The sequence below is a fragment of the Streptomyces sp. NBC_01268 genome (assembly GCF_036240795.1).
Taxonomy (GTDB): Bacteria; Actinomycetota; Actinomycetes; order Streptomycetales; family Streptomycetaceae; genus Streptomyces.
Window position 1 is genome coordinate 7,091,227 of record NZ_CP108454.1, and the last position, 17,985, is coordinate 7,109,211.

Genomic DNA, 17,985 nt, shown 5'->3' on the forward strand with positions numbered 1-17,985 from the left:
ACCGCTCATCCCGAAAGGACGAAGCAGATGGAGGACACGACCAAGATCGCCCTTGCGGCCGCCATCGCAGGCGGATACGTACTGGGGCGGGCGAAGAAGGGCCGCATGGCCCTGTCTCTCGCGACCTATGTCGCGGGGCGCAGATTCGGGCTCCAGCCCGGCCAGCTCGTGGCACAGGGGGTGCGGAAGCTGGGGGAGATGCCCCAGACCGCCGAACTCACCGAACAGCTGAGGGGTGAAGCCCTCCAAGCCGGCCGCAAGGCCCTCACGGCCGCGGCGAACCGCCAGCTCGCCGGCCTCGCTGATTCCGTGCACCAGCGCACCCTGGGCCTCACCCGTGAGGGCGATGAGTCCGACGAGGAGTACGCGGACGACGACGGTGAGTACGAGGACGAGTACGAGGACGAGTACGAGGACCAGGACGAGGACCAGGACGAGGAAGGCGAGTACGCGGACGAGTACGAGGACGAGGACGAGGAGGAGGAACCGTACGGAGAGGAGCCGGAGGAGCCGGAGGAGCGGACGGAGTCGGCGGACGAGGAGGACGAGCAGGGCGAGGAGGACGAGGCCGCCCAGGAGGACGAGGAGCGGGAGGCGCCGAAACGGTCGCGGCGCGAGGGATCACGGTCTTCCGCCACTGGTCGCACCCCCTCGACCCGTAAGAGTGCGGAGTCCGCAGGGTCGTCCGGATCCGGCGGCGCGTCCCGACGCGCACCGGCGAAGAGGTCGGAGACCGCGGACGCGAAGCCGACCGGGAAGACCACGAGGCCGTCGAAGTCCGCGGAGAGGACCGCCTCCACCGGAGGCCGCTCTGCCGCGAAGAAGCCCACGTCGACGGCGAAGAAGGCACCCGCGAAGAAGGCACCCGCGAAGAAGGCCACCACGTCGACCACGGCGAAGAAGGCCACGTCGACCACGGCGAAGAAGGCACCGGCGGCCACGGCGAAGAAGCCCACGTCGGCCACGGCGAAGAAGGCACCGGCGAAGAAGGCACCGGAGAGGAAGACGCCGGCGAAGAAGGCACCGGCGCGGAAGACCGCCTCGTCAGGGGGTCGTACCGCGGCGAAGAAGACCGCGTCGACGCGGCCCGCCGCCAAGAAGGCGGCGGCGAAACGGGCACCGGCGAAGAAGACCGCCGCGCGCAAGCCCGCGAGCGGCAGCACCGCCAAGAAGTCCACGCCGGCCAAGAGGACGACGGCACGCAAGCCGTCGACGCGGAGGTAGCGCCATGGCCACCGATCGTGCACACAAGGAGTCCAAGGCCCGCAGCCCCATGGACCAGCTCTTCGACGAAGTCGGCGAGTACCTGCTGGCGCGGGCGGACGACTTCACCGGCAAGGCCATCGACAAGGTGGGGGACCTCACCGACCAGCTCTCCGACGTGGCGGACAACGGCGGCTCGCTCGCCGACATCGGCGGCCGCCTCCTCCAGGGCGATTCACCGCTGAAGGCGGCGGCGGGCAGCACCTTCGACAGTCTCAAAGGCGCGGTCAAGGACATCGGAGGCGGACTGATGGGCCGAGGCAGGTCCCGCAAGAGCGGATCCAAGCCGACGCACATCTGCGAGGCCGTCGACATAGGCGTCCCGTTGCGTACGGCTTACGACCACTGGACGCAGTACGAGGACTTCAGCACGTTCGCCAAGGGGGTGCGGAGCGTCTCGCAGAGCGACGAGACCAGCACGGACTGGAAGGTGAAGGTCGGCCCGTCCACGCGGAGCTGGAAGGCCAGCATCCAGGAGCAGGTACCGGACGAACGGATCGTGTGGACCTCCGAAGGCGCGAAGGGCACCACGCGTGGCTGTGTCAGTTTCCACGAGCTCGCGCCGTCCCTCACGCGCGTGGTGGTGGTCGTGGAGTACTACCCCTCCGGACTCTTCGAGAAGACGGGCAACATCTGGCGCGCCCAAGGCAGGCGGCTGCGACTCGACCTCAAGCACTTCGTCCGTCACGTGACCCTCACCGACGACGAAGCTGACGGATGGCGCGGCGAGATCCGCGACGGCGAGGTGGTCCGCACGCATGAGGAGGCCGTCGAGGAGGACGCGGACGAGCAGCCGGAGGAAGCCGAAGGGGAGGGCGCGGACGACGGCGAGGGCGAGGGCGAGGAGGAAGTGGAAGACGAAGAGGAACCGGCCGAGGAGTACGACGAGGAGGAGCCCGAGGAGGAGGGCGAGTACGAGGACGAGTACGAAGACGAGGACGAGGACGAGGAGTACGAGGCCGAACCCGAGGCCGAACCCGAGGACGATGCCGAGGCCCGGGAACCGGAGGAAGCGCGCCCGAGCCGCCGCCGCGCCAGGCGCTGAAGCCGGGAGCCGGGGAAGGACCCACGACCCCGGCGCATGCCGGAGGCTGCCGCCCACGAAGGGCGGCAGCCTCCGGCATGCGCAGGCGTTCAGTGCTTCATCGCGTCCTTCGCCTTCTGCCCGGCCTGCTTGGCGTCCGCCGCCGTCTGCTCGAGCTTTCCCTTGATCTCAAGGCTCTCGTTGCCGACGGCCTTACCGGTGGTTTCCTTGGCCTTTCCCTTCGCCTTTTTTCCCATGTTCTTGGCCTTGTCTCCGGTCGCCATTGCTGTTCACCTCCGATATGTCATCGATATGTCATCCCCCCGGTTTGGGGATTCAGTAGGGACTCGGGCCGGGCAGCCACACCGCCAGCCGAAGCCATCTCGGCATCGCGGCCCGAAACGCCCTGCGCACCGTCCGGCGCGTCATCCACAGTCCGCCGCGCACGGCCATCTTCATGGTCCGCCTCGTCACGCCCGCGGAAGCCCGGCACATCACGGCGCGCGGTGTCCACCGCGTGAGCCCGTGTCGACGGGCCCAGGAACGTCGAGGCCATGCCCGGTTCACGGGGTCCTCGCTACTGCCGTCTGCCGGCCACGAGCCGGTAGACGGTCAGGAGAAGGAGGGATCCGACGATGGCGGCGATCCACGTGGAGAGTTCGAAGAACCCGTCGACGGCGTCGACATGGAAGATGACCTTGCCGAGCCACCCTCCCAGAAGGGCACCGGCCACACCGATCAGAATGGTCACGATGCAACCGCCCGGGTCCCGCCCCGGCATCAAGGCCTTCGCGATGATTCCGGCGAGCAGGCCCAGCAAAATCCAGGCAATGATTCCCATCAGGTTCCTCCTGGGCAGCAATCCTCTCCCTAAGCCACCTGCACCGCCCGACGCCCTCCAAACATGAAAATCCGGAAAAATCTCCGGTGGCTGGGAGCGGCGACGAACGAACACGAAGGATCGCGCGTGACTACGAGGTCTCCCGCGCCGGCCCGAGGGCCTTCTCCAGCAAGGTGAAGGACTTCGGCGCCCCTCCGGGCTGCGGCTTGCCCTCCTTGTGGCCCACGACGCGGTAACCGGCTCGCTGGTAGTAGGCGTTGAGCGGTGCGTTGCCGGCCAGGCAGTCGAGGCGTACGCGGGTGCGCCCGGCCGCCGCCACCCGGGCCTCCGCGGCCTCCAGGAGCAGACGGCCCGTTCCCGGCGCGGCGGTGTCCCGGTCGACCATGAGCCGGTGCACGTACCCCGCCACGGGCGGCTGGGGTCCCCAGGCGGCCTCGTCCGCCCACCACAGCTCCCAGGCGCCGACGACGAGCCCCGCGTCCTCCGCGAGCCACACCTCGTCCCGGTCCATGATCCGGCGGAAGTGGTCCTCGTCGAGCTCGCCGGGCCGCCACTGTCCTGCGACGCCCGTGGTCGGCATCCAGCGGGCCGCGTCGTCGCGCAGGCGGACGAGGGTGGTCAGGTCGGCGTCGGTGGCCGGGCGTATGCGCAGATCACTCACGCGGGGATCCTCGCACGCCCCGGTTCACGTGGCCGGGCGTGCGGCCTGCCGGCGCAGGGCCGTGGGGGTGTGGCCGGTCCAGCGGTGGACCGCGCGGCGGAGGGCGCGGGCGTCGGCGTAGCCGTTGCGTTCGGCGACCACGTCGAGTGGCAGGTCCGTGGTGCGGAGCAGCCGGGTGATGTCCGCACGCCGTACCGCCTCGATCTCGGCGGTCCACGTCGTGCCGTGCGCTTCGAGGCGGCGCTGGAGGGTCCGGGGGCTCAGGGTCAGGCGCGCGGCCGTCGCGGGCAGCGTCGCCTCGTCACCGCGGGCCGCCTCCGCGAGGGCGAGGCGGAACAGGTCGAGCCAGTCGTGCAGGGGGATCGAGTCGGCCATGACCCGCTCGGCGTGGCTGCGCAGCACGTCCGACAGTCCCGGCTGGACGTGCGGGGTGGCGCCCCGCAGGTCGTCGGCGTGGAAGGTGATCGAGCTGACCGGGCACTCGAAGTCGACGTTCCGGGTGCCGTAGAGGTCGAGCAGGGGGCCGCGGTGCCGCGGCGCCGGCGTGGCCAGCCTGACGCGCAGCGGCACGAGCTCCTTCCGCAGGGCGAGGCAGAGGCGCCGCTGGAGCAGGCCCAGCACGTACGCGCGGATGGCGGAGGCGACCTCGTAGCTCAGGTCGGCGGCGTTCACGTGAGTGAGGGTGACGCCCTGCTCGTCCTCGGCGATCAGCAGGGTCTCGGTGCCGATGTCGGCCACGGTGGCGAAGTACGCCGCCGCATCGCGGAGCCCCTGGAGCGGGGTGGGCGCCGAGGTGATGAGGTAGTCCCACACGCCCAGCAGGCCGAGCGTCGTCTGCTCCGTCATCAGCAGGGCGGTCTCGGTCCACGGGACGCGGGTGACCATCAGCTCCCAGAGGCGCACGTTGGTGGCCGCCGGCGTCCGGTACCGGTCGTCGTGCAGGTGCTCGGGAGCCATGCCCAGCAGCCCGGCGTACTTCTCCGGAGCGATGCCCAGCAGGTCCGCGCTGACGGCGTTGATGCGGGTGAAGGCGGACGGCGTCGTACCGGGGTGCGTTTGCAGGGACACGAGCGGCGAGCGTAGTTCGCCGGACCCTCCCGATCATCCCCGCTTCCGATAGTTCGTCACTGTCCCTGGCGCGAGAAGTCCCCCCGCTGGCGCGCTCGGACCTCGGCTTGGTCACACACGGCCATCTAGCGTCGCGTTCGGTGCCGGGGCGGGGGACCGGAGGGGCGAGGAGGCGGCGGCCTGTTCGCCGCTCCGGCCTTCGCCCCGGCACGTGAGACATGTCCATGGGGAGGGATCTCGTAGTGAGTGAGCGTGTGGATCTGCCGGACAGATGGGGCAGGGGGTCGAGGTGGCTGCGCCGTGGCGCACTGCCCGGCATAGCCCTGTCGGTGTCCGGCCTGATGGCTTTCGAGGCCGCCGTCGTCGTGGCGACGACCGGGCAGGCGGTGGCACTCGCCTCGCAGGAGGCCGCGGCCGAGCGGCCCGCGTACGCGACGGAGGCGGCGGATCTTCCGTCGGCGCGGGTCGCGGCCCGGTTGTCGGGCAAGCGGGTGGAGGCGAAGTCGGAGCGCACGGAGTCGTCGACGACGTGGGCGAACCCGGACGGGACGGTGACGACGGACAGTGCGTCCGGTCCGGTCCGTTTCCGTGACGGGGCGGACGGTCAGTGGCGGGACATCGACGTCGAGCTGACGAAGCAGGACGGCGTGATCGCCGCGAAGGGCCATCCGCTGGGGCTGCGGCTCGGCGGGAAGACGCCCGCCGCGCAGGCGGCGAAGGTGCGCGCGTCGGGTGCGGCCGGTGAGGCGGGCACCGCGGAGGTTCCGCTGGTGACCCTGGCCGCCGGCGAGGGCCGTGAACTCGGCCTGTCGTGGCGCGGGGTGCTGCCGGAGCCGAAGCTGTCGGGGACGACGGCACGTTACGTCGACGCGCTGACGGCGACGGACCTGATCATCGAGTCGACCCGGACCGGCTTCGAGCAGTTCCTGGAACTGAAGAACCGTTCCGCCGTCGAGGCGAACGGCTCGGTGACGCTGACGCTGAACGCGAAGGGCGTCAAGGCACGCGCGAACGCGGACCGTTCGGTGACGTTCGTCGACGCGAAGACGGGCAAGCAGGTCGGTCTGCTGCCGGCGCCGGTGATGTGGGACGCGACCGTCGACGCGAAGTCGGGCGAGCACACCCGCCGCGCGGACGTGGGCCTGAAGGTCACCCAGCGCGGCAGCCGGGTGGACCTGACGCTGACGCCGGACGCGAAGTTCCTGGCGGACCCGGCGACGAAGTACCCGGTGACCGTGGACCCGGCGGTCAACATCGGCGCCAGCTTCGACACCTTCGTGCAGCAGGGCTACACGACCGACATGTCGACGTCGACCGAGCTGAAGCTGGGGAACAACGGCTCGGGCCAGATCGCCCGCTCCTTCCTCACCTTCCCGATGACGGGCATCTCGGGCAAGCAGATCCTGGGCGCCAAGCTCAACCTGTTCAACTCCCACTCCTGGTCCTGCACGCCGTCCAGCTGGGAGGTGTGGGACACCCCGCACGCCACGACGGCGAGCCGGTGGACGGCGCAGCCGAACTGGAACACCAAGTGGGCCACGTCCACGGCCACGAAGGGCTTCTCGTCCGCCTGCGCCGACGGCTGGGTCTCGCAGGACATCAAGAACCTCGCCGTGGCCTGGGCCGCCAACGGCAACAGCACCAACTCGATGGGCATCAGGGCCACCACCGAGTCCGACCCGAACTCGTGGAAGCGGTTCAACTCCGGCAACGCGGCCTCCAACACGCCGTACATGTCGGTCACGTACAACACGATCCCGGTCGCCGGTAACCCGATGACCGCGACTCCGGGCCGTACGAACGCGGGCAAGAACTGGGTCACCACCACGACGCCCGACCTCTCCTACGCCGCGAGCGACGCGGAGACGTACTTCCTGCGGCAGAAGTGGGAGATCTGGGAGGGCACCACCAACCTGGAGGTGTACGACACCGGCACCGAGGACCCCGTCCTGGGCAAGACGGTCTCCCACCAGGTGCTGCCGGGCAAGCTGGTCAACGGCAAGACCTACTGGTACAAGGGCCGCATCTACGACGGCAGCTCCTGGTCGAACTGGACGCCGTCGGTGTACTTCACCGTCGACACCACCAAGCCCAACGCGAGCTCGGTCGCCTCGACGGACTTCCCGGCGAACACCTGGTCGGGCTCCCCGGACGCCAACGGCAACTTCTCCGGTTCGTTCACCCTCACCCCGCCCGCCACCGATGTGGCGGCGGTGGAGTACAAGCTGGACTCCGGCGCCTGGGCGGAGGCCACCACGACCGGCGCCGCGGTGGCCAAGACGTTGACCTTCCCCGCGGGCAAGCACACGGTGACGGTCCGTTCGAAGGACCCCGCCGGCAACGTGTCCGCCGAGGCGTCGCACGTCTTCTACGCGGGCTCCGGTGCCGCGCTGCTGACCCCGGGCCAGGGCGAGCGCCCGGCCCGCCGCGTCGGTCTGTCGGCCGAGGGCCTGACCTCGTACACCGGCGTCACGTACCAGTACCGGCGCGGTGAGACGGACGCGTGGAAGGACGTGCCGGTCGCCGACGTCCGGCAGGGTTCGAACACGGTCCCCGGCTGGCCGGTGGCCTTGACGAACGGCAAGCCGGCCGGGCTGACCTGGAACATCACCGACACCCTCGCCGAGGACGGGCCGATCGAGGTCCGCGCCGCGTTCGCGACCGGCTCCACGCCCGTGTACTCGCCGGGCAACGACATCACCGTGGACCGCAACGCGGGCACGGCGCCGTCGGAGGAGGCCGGTCCTGGTTCGGTGAACCTGCTGACCGGTGACTACGGCCTGTCGGCCACGGACACGTCGATGTTCGGCCTGTCGGTCTCGCGTACGGCGTCCTCGCGCCGTCCCGACGCGGGCTCGAAGCAGGACGGTCAGGCGGCGATCTTCGGTCCGCAGTGGACCTCCGGCACGGCCGCGGACCTGACCGAGTCGGACTGGACGTACCTGAAGAAGTCGACGGCGACCTCGGTGGCGCTGGTCGACATCGACGGTGAGGAGCTGGGCTTCACCGCCACGAGCGGGGGCGGCTGGAAGCCGGAGCCGGGGTCCGAGGACCTGACGCTGACCGGCTCGCTCACCGGGTCGTTCACGCTGAAGGACACCGAGGGCACCGTCACCGTCTTCACCAAGGCGGACCCGGCGGCCACGTCGTGGCAGGTCGCGTCGAGCACCGTGGACGGTCTGACGCAGTCGACGACCACGGTGATCTCCGAGGCCGTCACGGTGGGCGCCAACAAGCTGGCCCGCCCGAAGCTGGTCATCGCCCCGACCTCCGCTGCCTCGGCCACGACGTGCACGGCGACGCCGTCCACGAAGGGCTGCCGCGCGCTGGAGTTCGTCTACGCGACCGCGACGACGGCGACCGGCACGGTCTTCGGCGACTTCGCGGGCCAGGTGAAGGAGATCCGGGCCTGGTCCACCGAGCCGGGTGCCGCCGCGGCGACCGCCAAGACGGTGCAGAAGTACGCGTACGACGCCTCGGGCCGCCTGCGGGAGACCTACAACCCGCAGATCAGCCCCGCGCTGACCACCGCCTACAGCTACGACTCCGTCGGTCGTGTCACCGGGCTGACCCCGCCCGGCGAGCTGCCCTGGTCGTTCACCTACGGCAAGGCGGGCAACGCCGCCACCGCCGGTGAGGGAATGCTGACGAAGGCCAGCCGCTTCGGTCTGCAGCAGGGCAGCAAGGACGTCGTGTCCGGCACCGCGGCGACGAGCATCGTCTACGACGTGCCGCTGACCGGGACCAACGCCCCCTACAAGCTGGGCGTCTCGGACGTCGACGCCTGGGGCCAGACCGACGCCCCCACCGACGCGACCGCCGTCTTCCCCGCGGACGCCGTTCCCGCGGCGAACTCCGGCGACGGACTGACCGCCGGTGACTACCGCCGTGCGTCGATCACGTACACCAACGCCTCCGGGCGCGAGGTGAACACGGTCGACCCGGGCGGCAACGTCACCACCACGGAGTACGACCGGTTCGGCAACACGGTGCGTGAGCTTTCGGCCGGCAACCGGGCTCTGGCTCTGGGCGGCACCGCGTCCGATCAGGCGACCCTCACCGATCTCGGCATCATCGGCCTGCCCGCCAAGGACCGTGCCGACCTGCTCTCCAGCAAGTCCGTCTACGACGCCAAGGGCATCCGCAAGGAGCAGGAGTTCGGCGCGCTGCACCGGATCACCCCGAGCGGCGGTGCCGCGTCGGTGGTGGCGCGTTCCTGGCTGGTCAACGAGTACGACGCCGGCCGACCGGCCGACGCCAAGGTCGAGAACCAGATCACCAAGGTCACCACCGGCGCCCAGGTGTACGGCACCGTGGCGATGACCGACGCCCGCGTCACCCAGACGCTCTACGACTGGGCCAAGGGCCTGCCGGTCAAGACGGTCAAGGACCCGGCCGGTCTCGCGATCACCGAGACCACCGAGTACGACGACCAGGGCCGCATCACCAAGCAGCTCCTGCCCGACGCCACCGGCACCGACGCCGCCACCCGGGTCACCACCTACTGGTCCGCGAGCGGCACCGGCACCTGCGCCGGCCGCCCCGAGTGGGCCGACCAGGTCTGCTCCACCGGCCCGGCCGGCGCGATCACCGGCGGCGGCAGCAACCCGAACCAGCTGCCGACGACCACCACCGAGTACGACTGGTGGGGCAACCCGGCGAAGGTCACCGAGACCGCCAACGGCGTCACCCGCACCACCACCAACACCCACGACGGCGCCGGCCGCCCGATCAAGAGCGTCATGACCGGCGGAGTCGGCCAGGCCGTCCCTGAGACGACGACCGAGTACGACCCGGCGACCGGCCAGGCCGTCAAGGCGACGTCGCCGACCGGCGGCACCACCGTCAAGGAGTACGACAAGCTGGGCCGCCAGATCTCCTACACCGACGCCGACGGCGGGGTCACCCGCACCGAGTACGACCTGCTGAACCGGCCGGTCAAGACCACCGACTCGACTCCGTCGACCGTCACGTACACGTACGACAGCACCGCCGAGCCTCGTGGCCTGGTCACCTCCACCACGGACTCGGTCGCCGGAACCTTCGCCGCCACGTACGACGCCGACGGCTCCGTCGCCACCGAGAAGCTCCCCGGCGGTTACACGCTCACGACCTCCGAGGACACCACCGGCGCCACCAGGACCCGGGTCTACACCCGCGACAGCGACAAGCAGGTCGTCTACTCCGACACGGTCGAGGAATCCGTCCACGGCCAGGTGACCGAGCACGCCGGCTGGTCCTCGCAGGACTACGCCTACGACGCCACGGGCCGTCTGACCGATGTCGACGACACCCTCGGGGACATCTGCACCAGCCGGACCTACGCCTTCGACAAGCGCACCCGCCGCACCGGGCTGACCACCGCGTCCGGCAGCGCCGGCGCCGGGTGCCCGACCACCGGAGGAACCAGCACCACCTCCACGTACGACAGCGCCGACCGGATCGTCGACACCGGCTACGTCTACGACGCCTTCGGCCGGACCACCGACATGCCGGGCAGCCAGATCGGCTACTACGCCAACGACCTGGTCCGCCAGCAGACCAGCGGCAACCAGCGTCAGACCTGGCAGCTCGACGCCAACCAGCGTCTGCGCTCCTGGACCGTCGAGGAGAACACGGACGGCACCTGGGCCCAGACAGCGGCCAAGGTCAACCACTACGACAGCGACGGCGACAACCCTCGCTGGACCGTGGAGGACCCGGCGGACGGCACCCTCACCCGTAACGTCGACTCGGCTTCCGGCGACCTCGCCGCCACCACCAGTGGCAACGGGAACACCGTCCTGCAGCTGACCAGCATCCACGGCGACGTCGCCCTCCAGCTCCCGCTGGACAGCAACGACGCCCCGCTGGTCCTGGACAACGACGAGTACGGCAACCCCCGCACCGGCCAGCCCGCTGTGCGCTACAACTGGCTCGGTGCCAAGCAGCGCTCCAGCGAGACCCTCACCGGCCTCGTGCTCATGGGCGTCCGCCTGTACAACCCGAGCACCGGTCGCTTCCTGTCCACCGACCCGGTGTACGGCGGCAACGCCCATGCCTACGACTACGTCAACGGCGACCCGCTCAACCGCTACGACCTCGACGGTCGCTGGGGCTGGTTCAAGAAGAAGTGGAAGCGGGCGAAGGGGTGGTGGGGCCGGACGACCCGCAACCCGCATGTCCGCCACTACTACTACGGAGTCCGATTCATCGGCAGCTTCTACAACCCGCTGCGGAAGTACCGCACCATCAGGCGCTGGGCTTCCAACCCCAGGCGTGCCTGGCGCACGTGCTCCCGGGGCTGGAGGGCAGCCGCAGGGTGTGGGGCGCTTGCATGGGGTGGCGGCTCCGGCCTCTACTACGGACGCAAGTACTGGCAGAACTACCGCTATCTGCGGGAGTACAGCCAGGCGCTCACGTACCAGCGCAAGGAAGAGATCTGCCGTCAGTACACCGGATACCGTGGTGGAAGCAGCTGCCGATGACCGGCATCGCGAGAGCGAGAAGGACACCATGGAAGACCTGGCGGGGATAGCGCTCCGTGCGGTGCGATGGGCCCTCAAGGGGCTCGGCACCTTCCTCGGATTCGTCAACGCACGTGACGGCTATCGAGGGTTCAAGCACGACATGAGACAGGCCCGCAGGAAGCACGTGAAGTAGTTCCCCTCCTGTGGGCAGGCCAGGCCGATCCGTCATCGACGGATCGGCCTGGCCGACTTCTACTCCGGAGATACCCGTTCGGCCGCCGCACCCCCGGTGCGCCCCTCCACCCGCATCCGCATCCGCCCGCAGGCGAGCGAGAACAGCGGCGTCGGCGTGACGGCGGCGTCGGAGAGGGGCCGCAGGCGCCAGCGGCCGGTGAGGGTGGCCAGGGCGATGGTCATCTCCGTCCACGCGAAGCCCTCGCCCAGGCAGCCGTGCTGGCCGAGCCCGAAGGGGAGGAAGGCCTCGGGCGTCACCTCCGACGTGTGTTCGGGGAGCCAGCGGTCGGGGAGGAAGCGCTCCGGTCGGGGGAAGAGGCGCGGGTCGCGGTGGAGGGAGTACGGGGAGAACAGGACCGTGGTGCCGGCCGGGACCGCGTACGGGCCGAGCGCCGTGTCCCGGACGGACGCCCGGGAGAGCAGGTAGCCGGACGGGTACAGCCGCAGGGTCTCCGTGAGCACGCGCCGGGTGTACGGGAGGTGCGGCAGGTCGTCGAAGCCGGCGGCCCGGCCGGCCAGCACCGCGTCCACCTCCGCGTGGAGGCGCTCCTCGGCCTCGGGGTGACGGGCCAGCAGGTACAGGCACCAGGCGAGGGTGCGGGAGGTCGTCTCGGTGCCCGCGGTCAGGAGGGTCATCACCTCGTCGTGGACCTGCCCGTCGGACATCCGCTCGCCGGTCTCGGCGTCGGTCGTCCCCAGCAGCCAGGTCAGCACGTCGTCCGGGGCCTCCGCGCCCAGGCCGTGCCGGTGCGCGATGACGGCGTCCACCAGGGTGTGCAGGGTGCGCGAGCCGCGGGCGAAGCGCCGGTTGACCCGGGTGGGCAGCTTCGCCAGGAACGGCAGCGGGTCCGAGCCGCGCGCGCCGACCCACGCCATGACGTCCGTCATGGCCTCGACGACGGACGTGGCGTCCTGCCCGGTGATGCCCTGGGTGAACAGGCTGCGGACCACGATGGAGGAGGCGAGGTTTCCGAACTCCTCGTCCATCGCCACCACTCGGCCCTCGTGCAGCCCCTCCGTCCAGGTGCGGGACAGGTCGGTCATGAGCTCCGCGTAGTGGCGCACCCGGGCGTGCCGGAACGCCGGCCGGATGAGGCGGCGCTGGCGGCGGTGGAAGGCCCCCTCGGACAGCAACAGGCCCCGGCCGGTGACCTGTTCCATCAGCCGGTACTGGGGACTGGGGCCGAAGTCGTCCGCCCGCTGCACCAGGAGTTCGCGCACCAGGTGGTGGTCGGTCGCCATCAGCATCCGCTGCGGCCCCAGGCGGAGGGCGACCAGACCCGCGTCGAGGCGCTGGACCTCCTCCAGCAGGTCGAGCCGCCGCCGCTGCATCGCCACGGCGTGGCCCAGCAGCGGCAGTCCGCCCGGAGCCTGGTGCGGAATCAGCGGGCGGGGCGGTGCGGGGAGGCTCATCGGGCGCCTTCCCGCGCGCCCGGTACGGCCGTGGCGCGCACTCCCGGGACGGCCGTGGCATGCGACAACGCCAGCAGGACGAAGACGTCCGCCAGGGCCGGCACGTCGTACAGCAGGGGCCTCGGCCCCGCCTGGTCGGGGCGGCTGCGGTAGCCGCCGTCGGGGCGCTGGCGGGAGATCAGGTAGGCGAGCGCCCGGTGGAGCGTGGGGCCGTCGCGGAGGGGCCCGGCGGACGCCAGGGCGATGACGGCGTACGCCGTGCTGATCGGGTCGCTCGGCTCGGCTTCGGCATGGCCCCAGCCGCCGTCCGCGTGCTGGGTGGCCGCGAGGTGGGCGAGCGACCGCTCGGCCGCGCGCGCCCGCGCCCCGTGCTCCTCCCCGTACGCGTCGACGCCGTTCAGCGCCAGCACCGCGCGGAACACCGCGTTCGTCGCGTTGCGGCTCCAACTGCGCTCGAACGTCCCGTCGGACCGCTGGTTCCGTACGACGTAGCGCACGGCCTCGGCCACCACGTCCCGCCGGTCGGGATTGGGGGCCAGCGCGCTCGCCGCGGCGGCGGTCATCGCGATCTCGGAGCTGGTGCCGCGGGCGAAGGTGGGGAACCCGCCGTCGGGATTGCGGACCTCCAGCAGATAGCGCTCCGCCTCGGCGACGGCCGCCCGGTGCCGGACGGGCGCGGCGCGGCGGAGGAACTCCAGGACGTAGCAGGTGTCGTCGACGTCGCTCTGCGCCACGCCGGAGTGGAAGCCGTAACCGCCGTCCGGATTGCGGCGCAGCGCGAGGGCGTCGGCCATCGGCGTCACGCACGGCGGGGGCGCGGGCAGCAGGGACAGGGCGAGACCGGCGGCCGCGGTCGTGAAGACGGCCATGCCGTCGATGAACGGCACGCCGCCGTCCGGGCGCAGCCGGCCGGCGACGTGCTTGAGGACGTCGCCGAGCGCCGGGCGACGGCGCGGCGAGTGGCGCAGTGCGAGCAGTGCGAGCAACTGCGCCAGGTTGTTGCGCTCCCACGCGGGACCGGGTTCGAGAGCGGGCAGCAACGCGTCCCAGTCCGCCTCGCGTACGACCTCGGCGCGCCCGGTGCCATGCGCGGCGAGCACCTTCAGCGCCTTCATCTCCATGTGCAGCCAGCTCTGTTGGGGCTGCGCGTCGTACGCCTCCCAGGGGACGTCGGGGAACGCGGTCGCGCCGAGCGCGGCGAGCACCGTCCCGAACATCAGCCGCTTGCGGCCGGCGGTGAAGTGGTCGAAGCCGTCGAGTCCGGCGTCGAGCGCCGCGCCCGCGTCGCCGTCCCGGCCGAGGACCGCCCGCGCGACGGCGCGCTGGAAGGGGTCGGGCGGACTGGTGCGCAGCGTCGTGCGGAGGTACGCGGTGAGGCGGGCGGTCGCGTCCTCCTCGGCCCGCTCCGCCGTCAACAGGGCGAGGGCCAGGGCGGATTCCAGGACCCGGCTCTCGCACGGGGCGGGCAGCAGGCCGTCGGGGCCGACCCCGGCGACGACCCGCCGGGCCAGCAGGGTCCGGCAGCGGAGGGCGGCGGGGGTGACTTCCGTGGGCCTGGTGGCGGTGGACGTCGGTGATGCGGTCACGGTGTCCTTCTCACGTCGGACGGGTGGTGGTGGGGGGTGGGGGAGTGTGGGGAGGCGGTGGGTGAGGAGAAGGCGCGGGGGCTCGGAAGCCGGCCTTCAGGGGGACGTCAACGGGACGCCCCGGGCCAGTAGTTGGGCCAGGACCCGACGGCCCTCCGGGACGAACGGCGTCGGCGGGTGGTCGAGGAGCTCGGCCGGCGGGGCGAAGAAGTGCTCCGCGATCTCGCGCGGGTCGACGTTCGACGGCTCCGGGACCTCCGCCACGTGGACGGCCAGCCAGCAGCGTCCGACGGGGGACGGGCGCGGCTGGTGGAGCGCCAGGCGCGGTGCGGCCACGACGCCCAGCTCCTCGCGCAGTTCGCGGGCCGCGGCCTCCGCGTAGCCCTCGCCGGCCCGGGGGCAGCCGCCGATCAGGATGTCGTGGTGGTCCGGGTAGACCGCGGCCCAGGCCGGGCGGCGGTAGACCAGGAGGCGGCCTGCGGCGTCCGTGCAGACGGTCGCGGCCACCCGGTAGTACAGGCCCCGGGCCGCGGCCCCGCCGCGTGGTCCGCGCGTCACGGGACGGTCGTCCGCGTCGACGTAGTCCACGGTTTCGTGCGCCGTCACGCCGCCCCTCCAGTGCCGGTGATCGTTCCGGCGGCGAACACTACCGTATGTGATCAAGTGAGTTCGCACGGTAATATCCGCCGGGTTCGAACCGCGGTGCCGCGCGTGCGGCACCGGCCCGGCCGCACGATCCAGGAGCGCCATGACCTTCGACGAGCTCAAGAGCACCCTCATCGGCATGGGAATGCCACCGGAGCAGTTGAACCCGGACGCCCTGCGCGACGAGGCGGGCCTCGACTCGCTGTTCGCGGCCGAACTCGCCCTGATCCTGCGCCAGGAGAAGGGCATCAGGATCCCCGAGAAGGAGATCCTCGCCGCGGCGACGCTCGCCGACGTGGCCGCGGCCGTGGCGCACCGCGCGGGTGCGGGAGCGGGGGCGGAGCGGTGACGGACGCCGCCATCACCGGTGTCGGGCTGCTGACGCCCGCGGGGGACGGCCGGGCGGAGAGCTGGCGCCGGGTGTGCGCGGGCGAGCCCGCGGCGGCCCTCCACCGGAGCCCGCACGGCACGTTCGTGGTGGGCCGGGTGCCGGAGTTCGACGCCGGGCGGCTGGGCGAGGCCCGCCGCTGGAAGCCCGACCGGGCCGGGCAGTTCGCCCTGCTGGCCGCGCGGGAGGCGCTGGACGACGCGGGCCTCGACCCGGCGGAGTGGGACGGCGACCGGGTCGCCGTCCTCGTCGGCTCCGGGACGGCCGGCGCGGAGACGTACGAGCACTACCTGCCGCTGCTGGACACCGCGCCCGAGGACGTCCCGCCGTTGGCGCTGCCCAGCAGTCTCGCCAACTCGCCCGCCGCGCTGGTGTCGATGGCCTTCGGCGCGCGCGGCACCAGCGCGGTCGTCAACACCGCCTGCGCCTCCGGGGCGACCGCCCTGGCCGTCGCGTGCGACATGCTGGCGCTCGGACGCTGCGACGTCGTCCTCGTCGGGGGCACGGAGGCCGGCCTCACCCCGTACCACCTGCGCGGCTTCGACCGGCTGGGCGCCCTGTCCCGCCGGTACGAGGACCCGCTGGGCGCCTCCCGCCCGTTCGACGCGCAGCGGGACGGCTTCCTCATCGCCGAGGGGGCCGGATTCCTCGTCCTGGAGCGGCCGGAGCACGCCGCCGCCCGGGGTGCCAGGGTCAGGGCGCGGATCGTCGGGCACGGGTCCGCCTCCGACGCGCACCACGCCGTCGCACCGCACCCGCGGGGCACCGGCATCGCCGCCGCCGTGGACGACGCGCTGCGCGACGCCGGTCTGCAGCGGCGCGACATCCAGCACGTCAACGCGCACGGCACCAGTACACCCCGCGGTGATGCGATCGAAAGCGCCGCGCTGGCCCGCGCGTTCACCCATCGGCCCTCCGTCACGTCCACCAAGGGGGTCACCGGGCATCTGATGGGGGCGGCCGGAGCGGTGGAGGCCGCGCTCACCACGCTCTCCCTCCAGAAGGGCGTCGTCCCGCCGACCGCCAACCTCACCACGCCCGGCCCGGGCATCGAGGTCGACGTGTCCGGCACCCGCCGCACCGCGCGCATCGACGCCGCGCTGTCGCTGTCGGTCGGTTTCGGCGGCCACAACGTGGCCCTCGTCCTCGCCGCCGCGTGACCGCCCGCACCGGCGCGACGAGCGCCCGCATCCCCGCCCCGCGCGGCGGTGTTCCCGCGCTGCCCCGGGTCGCGCTGTCCGACCGGGACCGCGTCACCCTCGAACTGGCCCGCCACGGCGGCGACATGATCCTCGGCGCCGTGCTGCTCCTGGACGGGCCGCCGCCCGCGACCGGCGAGCTGGCGGACCACCTGCGCGCGCGGATCCGGGACGTGCCGGAGCTGACGTACCGCCCGTACGGGCTGACGGGCAAGCGCCCGTACTGGGCCCAGGACCCGGAGTTCGACATCGCCCGGCACGTGTACGAGGCCGAGCGGCCCGAGGGTCCCGCCGGGGCCGCCGACGCCGCCCTGGCGGCCGTCCTCGACCGGCCGCTCCCCGAGGACCGGCCGCTCTGGGGGGTGTGGCTGGTCAGGCCGCGCGAGCCCGGGGCGGAGGGGTACGCGCTCTGCTACCGCGTCCACCACGCCTTCCAGGACGGCCTCGCCGCGATGGCCGCCGTCGAGGCGCTGTTCGGACCGGCGCCGGGGACCGCCCCCGTGCCGCTCGCCGCCGAAGCCCCCGAGGACGCGGCTGCGCCGGCGGCCCCCGGCCCGGGGAGGGTCGTCACCGCCCGCCTCGACACCGCCGTCCTGTTCCGGGCCGCCCGCGCCGCCGGGGTCTCGCTGCACCAGCTGTGCCTCGCCCTGGCGACCGCCACGGCCCGGCAGTGGCCGTCGCTCGCCGGGACCACGCCGCTCCGGGCCAACCTCGGCATCAGCCTCCGGCCGCCCGCGACACCCGTCCGCCCGATCGGCAACCAGGTCGGCGTACTGAGCGTCGAACTCCCCGTCGACGAGCCCGATCCGCTCGCGCGGCTGCGGCGGCTGGCCCAGGGAGTGCCGGGGGAACGGCTGGTCGGCCGCGCGCGCCGGGCGCACCGGCTCCGCGCGCGCTGGCCCGTCCTCGACCGGCTCGCCCTGCGCCGCGCCATCGACCCGCGCACGGCGGCACTGAGCGTCGCCGACGTCCGGCTCCGGCGAGCCCTGGAGTTCGCCGGAACGCCCGTGCGCCACGTGTACCCGATCCCGGTGCTCGTGCCGGGCCAGCGCCTCTTCATCGCGTGGACGTCCTACCGGGGGCAGCTGCACGTCAGCTTCCGCACCGACCGGCCGACGCCGGAGCTCGACCTGCTGCCGCGGCTGTGGCGGTCCGCCGTCGACGACCTGCGGCGCGCCCTCGACAGCTGACCGGCGGGGTGCCCGTGGGGCACG

At 72.2% G+C, this 17,985-nt stretch carries 14 protein-coding genes; 7 read left to right on the forward strand and 7 right to left on the reverse strand.

Translation table 11 applies throughout. From position 1 onward, the window contains the following. Positions 1–27: 27 nt before the first annotated feature. Both OG309_RS31930 and OG309_RS31935 read left to right on the forward strand, forming a co-directional pair. Entirely contained in the window at positions 28–1,224 is a 1,197-nt protein-coding gene (locus OG309_RS31930) for a histone protein (protein ID WP_329426160.1), read from the forward strand. Positions 1,225–1,228: 4 nt separating this feature from the next. Next, a complete protein-coding gene (locus tag OG309_RS31935; protein ID WP_329426162.1) occupies positions 1,229–2,308 on the forward strand; it encodes an SRPBCC family protein in 1,080 nt (359 codons plus the stop codon). Between the two features lie 89 nt (positions 2,309–2,397). Here the strand turns inward: OG309_RS31935 and OG309_RS31940 are convergent, their stop codons facing one another. From OG309_RS31940 to OG309_RS31955, 4 genes are all read right to left on the reverse strand, one after another. Further along, positions 2,398–2,571, reverse strand: coding sequence for a CsbD family protein (locus OG309_RS31940; protein ID WP_329426163.1), 174 nt, complete (start codon positions 2,569–2,571; stop codon positions 2,398–2,400). Between the two features lie 293 nt (positions 2,572–2,864). Continuing rightward, the gene (locus OG309_RS31945) at positions 2,865–3,128 is read right to left on the reverse strand and encodes a GlsB/YeaQ/YmgE family stress response membrane protein (protein ID WP_329426165.1); all 264 of its coding nucleotides are present in this window, start codon (positions 3,126–3,128) and stop codon (positions 2,865–2,867) included. A gap of 130 nt (positions 3,129–3,258) precedes the next feature. Then, the gene (locus tag OG309_RS31950) at positions 3,259–3,789 is read right to left on the reverse strand and encodes a GNAT family N-acetyltransferase (RefSeq protein ID WP_329426166.1); all 531 of its coding nucleotides are present in this window, start codon (positions 3,787–3,789) and stop codon (positions 3,259–3,261) included. Positions 3,790–3,813: 24 nt separating this feature from the next. Next, positions 3,814–4,857, reverse strand: a complete 1,044-nt coding sequence (locus tag OG309_RS31955) for an AraC family transcriptional regulator ligand-binding domain-containing protein (RefSeq protein ID WP_329426168.1) — start codon at positions 4,855–4,857, stop codon at positions 3,814–3,816. Between the two features lie 341 nt (positions 4,858–5,198). On the opposite strand from OG309_RS31955, the gene OG309_RS31960 reads away from it, so the two are divergent. Beyond that, positions 5,199–11,324 (forward strand): DNRLRE domain-containing protein, encoded by a 6,126-nt coding sequence (locus OG309_RS31960; RefSeq protein ID WP_329426170.1) that lies wholly within the window; start codon positions 5,199–5,201, stop codon positions 11,322–11,324. Further along, a complete protein-coding gene (locus OG309_RS31965) occupies positions 11,302–11,499 on the forward strand; it encodes a hypothetical protein (RefSeq protein WP_329426172.1) in 198 nt (65 codons plus the stop codon). The genes OG309_RS31960 and OG309_RS31965 overlap by 23 nt, the downstream gene beginning before the upstream one ends. 59 nt (positions 11,500–11,558) lie before the next feature. On the opposite strand, the gene OG309_RS31970 is transcribed toward OG309_RS31965, so the two are convergent. The 3 genes from OG309_RS31970 to OG309_RS31980 all read right to left on the reverse strand — a co-directional run bounded on the left by OG309_RS31970 (position 11,559) and on the right by OG309_RS31980 (position 15,145). Further along, positions 11,559–12,953: a cytochrome P450 gene (locus OG309_RS31970; RefSeq protein ID WP_329426174.1), complete on the reverse strand. Its 1,395-nt coding sequence runs from the start codon at positions 12,951–12,953 to the stop codon at positions 11,559–11,561. Continuing rightward, entirely contained in the window at positions 12,950–14,539 is a 1,590-nt protein-coding gene (locus tag OG309_RS31975) for a prenyltransferase/squalene oxidase repeat-containing protein (RefSeq protein ID WP_329426176.1), read from the reverse strand. The genes OG309_RS31970 and OG309_RS31975 overlap by 4 nt, the downstream gene beginning before the upstream one ends. A gap of 96 nt (positions 14,540–14,635) precedes the next feature. Next, positions 14,636–15,145, reverse strand: a complete 510-nt coding sequence (locus OG309_RS31980) for an NUDIX domain-containing protein (protein WP_329426178.1) — start codon at positions 15,143–15,145, stop codon at positions 14,636–14,638. 142 nt (positions 15,146–15,287) lie between these two features. Between OG309_RS31980 and OG309_RS31985 the strand changes: the two genes are divergently transcribed. The 3 genes from OG309_RS31985 to OG309_RS31995 are packed head-to-tail and all read left to right on the forward strand — an operon-like array spanning position 15,288 to position 17,961. Next, the gene (locus OG309_RS31985) at positions 15,288–15,533 is read left to right on the forward strand and encodes an acyl carrier protein (RefSeq protein WP_329426180.1); all 246 of its coding nucleotides are present in this window, start codon (positions 15,288–15,290) and stop codon (positions 15,531–15,533) included. Further along, the gene (locus OG309_RS31990; protein WP_329426182.1) at positions 15,530–16,732 is read left to right on the forward strand and encodes a beta-ketoacyl-[acyl-carrier-protein] synthase family protein; all 1,203 of its coding nucleotides are present in this window, start codon (positions 15,530–15,532) and stop codon (positions 16,730–16,732) included. The genes OG309_RS31985 and OG309_RS31990 overlap by 4 nt, the downstream gene beginning before the upstream one ends. Further along, the gene (locus tag OG309_RS31995) at positions 16,729–17,961 is read left to right on the forward strand and encodes a wax ester/triacylglycerol synthase domain-containing protein (RefSeq protein ID WP_329426184.1); all 1,233 of its coding nucleotides are present in this window, start codon (positions 16,729–16,731) and stop codon (positions 17,959–17,961) included. Before OG309_RS31990 ends, OG309_RS31995 begins: the two co-directional genes overlap by 4 nt. Positions 17,962–17,985 lie beyond the last annotated feature (24 nt).

Excerpts from the sequence above, each read along its gene's own strand:
- OG309_RS31930 (WP_329426160.1), top strand. The coding sequence starts at position 28 with ATGGAGGACACGACCAAGATCGCCCTTGCGGCCGCCATCGCAGGCGGA.
- OG309_RS31935 (WP_329426162.1), top strand. The coding sequence starts at position 1,229 with ATGGCCACCGATCGTGCACACAAGGAGTCCAAGGCCCGCAGCCCCATG.
- OG309_RS31940 (WP_329426163.1), bottom strand. The coding sequence starts at position 2,571 with ATGGCGACCGGAGACAAGGCCAAGAACATGGGAAAAAAGGCGAAGGGA.
- OG309_RS31945 (WP_329426165.1), bottom strand. The coding sequence starts at position 3,128 with ATGGGAATCATTGCCTGGATTTTGCTGGGCCTGCTCGCCGGAATCATC.
- OG309_RS31960 (WP_329426170.1), top strand. The coding sequence starts at position 5,199 with ATGGCTTTCGAGGCCGCCGTCGTCGTGGCGACGACCGGGCAGGCGGTG.
- OG309_RS31970 (WP_329426174.1), bottom strand. The coding sequence starts at position 12,953 with ATGAGCCTCCCCGCACCGCCCCGCCCGCTGATTCCGCACCAGGCTCCG.
- OG309_RS31985 (WP_329426180.1), top strand. The coding sequence starts at position 15,288 with ATGACCTTCGACGAGCTCAAGAGCACCCTCATCGGCATGGGAATGCCA.